Source organism: Aliiruegeria lutimaris, from assembly GCF_900099935.1.
Lineage (GTDB): Bacteria > Pseudomonadota > Alphaproteobacteria > Rhodobacterales > Rhodobacteraceae > Tropicimonas > Tropicimonas lutimaris.
In genome coordinates this window covers 1-5,444 of sequence record NZ_FNEK01000145.1, presented here as the reverse complement: position 1 = coordinate 5,444, position 5,444 = coordinate 1, and the positions used below count along the sequence as shown (strand labels likewise).

Below are 5,444 nucleotides of genomic sequence, written 5' to 3'. Positions count from 1 at the left end.
TGGAAAGAGTATTGGTTCCGGAACTTGCGCCGGGAACGGTGGTCATTCTGGACAACCTCGCTACACACAAGAGCGCCGCCGCGGCCAAGGCCATGCGAGACGCCGGATGCTGGTTCCTGTTCCTGCCGCCCTATAGCCCCGACCTCAACCCCATCGAAATGGCGTTCTCGAAGCTCAAGGCTCACCTCCGCAGGATCGGCGCTCGCACCTTCACCGAATTGTTCGGCGCCATCGCCCAGGTCTGCGATCTCTATTCTCCGCAAGAATGCTGGAGCTACTTCAAGGCTGCCGGATATGTCTCAGGTTAATGGCGGGGTGCTTTAGGTCCTCTTTTGCGCTTCAAACGAGGCGCAAGGGCAGATCCAAGGAGGACAACCATGAAACTTATGATAGCAACCATTGCCGGCGCGGCAATCCTGACCGTTTCGACCGCCTTCGCTCAGGGCAATTCCGACGCTGCGAAGGCAATGGTCGAATCCATCAAGACCAATGGCGCCAATATTGCCCCCAGCGTGAGCGGCAAGAATGCGTCCGGCAAAGGCGATTCCGGTTGGGGGAATGCCGGCTCGCGGCTGACGACTGGCACGCAGGTCTCCAAATCGGGGAAGAAGAACTAAGTCCCTCCGGGGCCTTTGGACATCTCCAAAGCGCAATTCAGGAAATCAAAAACGCCCGCTCATCGATGCAGCGGGCGTTTCTATTTGCGACCGTCGGAAACGCCCGGACCAGGTTGCGGGCGGGAGCTAGCGGGCAAAACCCGCCCCTAACCCCATTCGCCGCCCAGATCCTCGCGCGCCCGGTCGATCCAATGTTCCCGGAGCCAGGAACAGGGTTTCGTGTGGCGGATGATGGAGCCGTGATAGCCCTCCACCGCCTCGCTCATCTTGGGCCGCCCGTGGAAACAGACGACGCGGGCATTTTCCGGCAGGCGAGGTTCGGCGAGGTAGTTCATCGGCGGCAGGCGCAGGCAGCCATGTTTGAAGCTCACCACCTGGTCGGGCGGCAGATAGGCAAACTCGCCCCGCTCCTGCGCGAGCGTCGAGGTATAGCGCTGCTCGGATCCACGCGCCTTTTCCACCTGCCCCTTCGGGTCCGCCGCGAGCGCGTCATAAAGCCAGCCATGCAGCGCCGGATCGTAGCGGAACACGGAGCCATGGCCGGTCTTCCGCCCACGCCGCGCCTCGACCCAGTCGGCGCGCATTGCCACCTTGCCGGGGGCGAAATCCAGCAACTCGTCGAGATCGTCCGTGATCACCACGTCCAGGTCGAAACCCAGTAACGGCCCTTCCAGATCGGGAATGAGGCCGGGACGGAACAGGCTCACCTTGCGCATTGCACCCTGCCGATTGGCCACCGCGAGGGCTGCGTCCATTTCCTCCAGATAGGGCTCGATCGGCAATTCGAGCACCTCGATATCCGGGTGCAGACCCTCCCGATGCTCCGTCATACAGAAGAAACGCACATCCCCGGAGAGGTTCCGCCGTGCACCGGAATAGAGGCGGTTCACGTATTCCGGCCCAAAAAGCGTGCCCCATTTGATGCAGATGACATTTGCGATGGCCATGCGTGTCTCCTTTGCCCCGCTCTATCGCGATGCGCGCCCGCTCGCCAGTGCGGATGCAAGGCCGAACGCCCAACTATTTTGCAACTAAAGCGCTTGCAAAACGCCCATCACTCCCTACATCCTGCATGAAAGCAATTCACTACCAGTCCGCAACAGATCCGGCGCGCGACGCGTTCCGGACGCGCCAAACCTTTGCCGGAGGGACAAGAGCGGATGACTGCGCTCGACCTGTTCGAACTTGCAACAGAGACCGTACGAGTCGTACGCAGTCGCAATGTGGGGATCTCCTTCAGGCGCTCGACGCGCTTTGCGTCGCGCTCGCCCGGTTGCGCGGCAGTTTCCTGGAGAATCCTACCGAACTTGCGGGCTGGACAGTGGAAGATTGCGAACGGCTCGCCGAAATCGTCCGTTTGCTCGACATGTTGCCGGTCTCGCTGCTGCCCCACGAGCGCGGGGAATGCGAAATAGGGCTCAGCCCGCGCGAAGCGGAAATCCTGCGCTGGATCGCACGCGGCAAGAGCAACTCGGTGATCGCGGAAATCCTCGGCATTTCCCGGCACACCGTCGACACTCATATCCGGCGGATCTACCGCAAACTCGGCGCCGGCGACCGCACAACGGCGGCGCTGCGCGGCATGGAATCCGGCTTGCTCGGGGAGGCATCGTCGGAACCCGAGCGCGAGGACTAATCGCGCTAGCGTATCCCCTCGCGCGCCTTTGCCACCCGGAAATAGGCCCAGAGCAGCCGCGCGGCCACCGCCCGCCAGGGCGACCAGGCCTCCGCCATTTCGCGCAGCACCTTTTCGGTGGGGCGTTTCTCCAACTCGAATAACATCCGTGCCGCTTCCTGCAAGGCGAGATCGCCCGGCGCGAAGACATCGGCCCGACCGAGCGAGAACATGGCATAGATCTCGGCGGTCCAGCGCCCGATCCCCGGCACGTCGGTCAGACGGGCCAGGATTTCCTCCTCCGGCGCCCCCCGCAGCGCGGCATAGTCGATCCGCGCCTCGCTCAGCGCCTTGGCATAGCGCACCTTTTGCCGGCTTAGCCCGCAAGCGCGCAGGTCATCCTCGCTCGCCCATGCCACCTTGCGCGGGCCGGTCAGGCGCGCCTGTTTCAGCTTTCCCCAGATCGCATTTGCCGCCGCCACCGACACCTGCTGGCTGACAATCGCCGAGAGCAACGCCTCGTATCCATCCTTGCGCCGGCGCAGCGGCAACGGGCCGGTCTGCTCCAAGGCCTGCGCGAAACGCGGCTCCCGCGCGGCGAGGAAGGCGCTGCCTTCGACCACGCAGTCATGAGTCTCGATGATCCTGCCAATATCGGTCACGGGCTGTCCTTTTCCTGTCCCGGCGAAACTAGGCTGAGGCGGAAATCCCGAAAAGCCCGAATCCTGCGGATTCGTCGTCCGGGCTCCCTTGCCTTGCCGGACAATCGCGGGCAAAGCGGACCCGATGACTGACGCAGTTTCTTCCTCCCCCGCTCCGCAGGACGCCCGCGCCAAGCGCAACGTGGCGATCCTCGTCGCGGCGCAGGCAATCCTCGGCTCGCAGGTCGCGATGATCTACACGGTCGCGGGCCTCGCCGGCGGAATGCTCGCGCCCAATGTCTGCCTTGCGACCCTGCCGATCTCGCTCATCGTCATTGGCTCGATGACCACCGCGCCCTGGCTCTCCTCGGCCATGCAGGTGCTCGGGCGCAAGCTGGGCTTCTTCATCGGCGGGATCGGCGGGGTGATCGGCGCCTCGGTCTCGGCCTATGGCCTGTGGACGGGTAATTTCGAGATCTTCCTGCTCGGTTCCTATTTCACCGGCATCTATGTCTCGGCGCAGGGCTTCTACCGCTTTGCCGCCACCGACACGGCGTCGGAGGAATTCCGCCCCAAGGCCATTTCCTACGTGCTCGCGGGCGGGCTTGTCTCCGCCGTGATCGGCCCGACGCTCGGCACCTCGCTGGCCGATGCCTTCGTCGTGCCCTTCCTGGGCACCTATTTCGGCGCCATCGGCATCAATATCGTCGGCATGGGCCTGTTCTTCCTGCTCGACATCCCGAAGCCCCCCCTGCCCAAGCCCGGCACGCCCACGGGGCGTAGCCGCCGCGAGCTGCTGCGCGACCCCAATGTGCTGGTGGCCATCATCTGCGCCATGGTCTCCTACGCGCTGATGAACCTCGTGATGACCTCGACACCGCTGGCCGTCGTAGGCTGCGGCTTCGACACCGAAACGGCCGGTTTCGTCGTCACCGCGCATGTGCTGGCCATGTTCGCCCCGTCCTTCGTCACCGGGCACCTGATCGCCCGCTTCGGCGTGCGGGCGATCATGGCCACCGGACTATTCATTCTCGCTTCCGCCGGCGCAGTGGCACTGCAGGGTGTCGAGCTGGGCAATTTCTTCGTCGCACTGATCCTTCTCGGCGTCGGCTGGAATTTCGGCTTCATCGGCGCGACCACCATGCTCTCGCAGTCCCATTCGCCGGCCGAACGCGGTCGGGTTCAGGGCTTGAACGACACGCTGGTGTTCGGCTGCGTGGCGCTAGCCTCCATGGTCTCGGGCGGGCTGATGAACTGCTCCGGCGGCGATACGCAGCTCGGCTGGATCTCGGTCAATCTCGCCATGGCGCCCTTCCTGGCGCTTGCGGGCGGCGCGCTGATCTGGCTGACGCTGCGCCCGAAGGATTGAGCCCAAGCGAGCGCCTCCGGTTAACCGGTCGAACGAGGCATTACGACAGATCCGGAATGTCCTCTGGCGTGCCGTGGAACTCCACGCGCCCACGCTGGCGCTGTTGCGCAAATCTGAAAATGGCCGCATTTCTCCTTTCTCTGCATGCGCTTAGCCAGCAGCAATTGTGACGGGTATGCCGAGTGCCGTGAAGCGGTTCAGCACCACGGCACGGATCTGAACCTCGGCCACTTGGCGGTCAAAGTCGCGCGCCAGTAGGCGCTGGCCGAGGATCTTCACACATTCATCTTCGTTTCGGCACGACTTCGCCGGTGATATTCACTACAGCGTCGCCAGAGCGCCCGACCGAGATATGTCGAGGCCCGCAGCGCCTCATTGCGGGCTCTGGCACCTGCGGTGGTCGGCTTGCACGGTCTGGCGTTGCGGCGGGGCGGAATGATTGCAGCTGCGTCGCGGTCCGCAATGGCGTCGCGGCATCTGCGCGTGTAATAGGCGCCGTCGGCGGTGACGTTGGCAATCTCCTGGTTCGGGTCGATCTGGCCCAGAAGTTCCGGCAGCATGGGGGCGTCGCCGACATTGCTCGCGGTGACCTCGACGGCCCGGATTTCCAGTGTTTCCTCATCGATACCGAGGTGGATCTTGCGCCAGACCCGCCGTTTTTGGGCCGCCATGCTTGCGCGCATGCCACTCGCCTTCGCCTTCCACCTTGATGCCGGTGCTATCGATCAGCAGGTGCAGCGGCCCCTTTGAGCCCCGATACGGGATAGTCACATCCAAAGTCTTTTGGCGTCGGCTGAGGGTGCTGAAGTCAGGCACAGACCAGTCGAGCCCGGAGAGCTTTAGCAGGCTTGGAGTGCCCCGTCTGAACTGGTCCACCGTTATGTTTAGGGAACGGAGGACTGAGAATGGCGAACAAGCGGCACAAGCCGGAAGAGATAGTTCAGAAGTTACGGCAGGTTGATGTGCTTGTCGGGCAAGGAATTGCGCGTGTGGATGCGATCCGCGAGGTGCGCATAACGGAGCAGACCTACTATCGCTGGCGCAAGCAGTACGGCGGGATGGGAACCGACCAACTGAAGGAGCTCAAGCGGCTTCAGAAAGAGAACGAACGGCTTCGAAAAGCCGTGTCAGACCTGACGCTGGACAAGCTCATCCTGAAGGAAGCTGCACGGGGAAACTTCTGAGCCCCGCTCGTCGTCGAG

Annotated in this window: 6 protein-coding genes and 2 pseudogenes; 5 read left to right on the top strand and 3 right to left on the bottom strand. The window is 63.3% G+C overall.

Annotated features, from left to right (window positions below):
• Both BLR85_RS27710 and BLR85_RS27705 read left to right on the top strand, forming a co-directional pair.
• Positions 1-308, top strand: a 308-nt coding sequence (locus BLR85_RS27710; RefSeq protein WP_170844816.1) for a transposase, incomplete at its 5' end; no start/stop codon positions are given.
• A 69-nt stretch (positions 309-377) separates the two neighbouring features.
• Positions 378-617, top strand: a complete 240-nt coding sequence (locus BLR85_RS27705) for a hypothetical protein (RefSeq protein WP_093165008.1) — start codon at positions 378-380, stop codon at positions 615-617.
• A gap of 146 nt (positions 618-763) precedes the next feature.
• Here BLR85_RS27705 and BLR85_RS27700 read toward each other — a convergent pair whose 3' ends face one another.
• Positions 764-1,564, bottom strand: coding sequence for a glycosyl transferase (locus BLR85_RS27700; protein ID WP_093165005.1), 801 nt, complete (start codon positions 1,562-1,564; stop codon positions 764-766).
• A 374-nt stretch (positions 1,565-1,938) separates the two neighbouring features.
• Between BLR85_RS27700 and BLR85_RS30175 the strand changes: the two genes are divergently transcribed.
• Positions 1,939-2,253, top strand: coding sequence for a response regulator transcription factor (locus BLR85_RS30175; protein WP_244520908.1), 315 nt, complete (start codon positions 1,939-1,941; stop codon positions 2,251-2,253).
• A gap of 5 nt (positions 2,254-2,258) precedes the next feature.
• Here the strand turns inward: BLR85_RS30175 and BLR85_RS27690 are convergent, their stop codons facing one another.
• A complete protein-coding gene (locus BLR85_RS27690; protein ID WP_244520907.1) occupies positions 2,259-2,894 on the bottom strand; it encodes a DNA-3-methyladenine glycosylase family protein in 636 nt (211 codons plus the stop codon).
• Positions 2,895-3,018: 124 nt separating this feature from the next.
• Between BLR85_RS27690 and BLR85_RS27685 the strand changes: the two genes are divergently transcribed.
• A complete protein-coding gene (locus BLR85_RS27685; RefSeq protein ID WP_093164997.1) occupies positions 3,019-4,242 on the top strand; it encodes an MFS transporter in 1,224 nt (407 codons plus the stop codon).
• A 150-nt stretch (positions 4,243-4,392) separates the two neighbouring features.
• Here the strand turns inward: BLR85_RS27685 and BLR85_RS27680 are convergent.
• Positions 4,393-5,091, bottom strand: a pseudogene (locus tag BLR85_RS27680) (IS5 family transposase); the annotation flags it as partial.
• Positions 5,092-5,147: 56 nt separating this feature from the next.
• Here BLR85_RS27680 and BLR85_RS27675 point away from each other — a divergent pair.
• Positions 5,148-5,444 (top strand): annotated as a pseudogene (locus BLR85_RS27675) (transposase); the annotation flags it as partial.

Coding starts and splice junctions, on each gene's coding strand:
- BLR85_RS27705 (WP_093165008.1), top strand. CDS start 378: ATGAAACTTATGATAGCAACCATTGCCGGCGCGGCAATCCTGACCGTT.
- BLR85_RS27685 (WP_093164997.1), top strand. CDS start 3,019: ATGACTGACGCAGTTTCTTCCTCCCCCGCTCCGCAGGACGCCCGCGCC.
- BLR85_RS27700 (WP_093165005.1), bottom strand. CDS start 1,564: ATGGCCATCGCAAATGTCATCTGCATCAAATGGGGCACGCTTTTTGGG.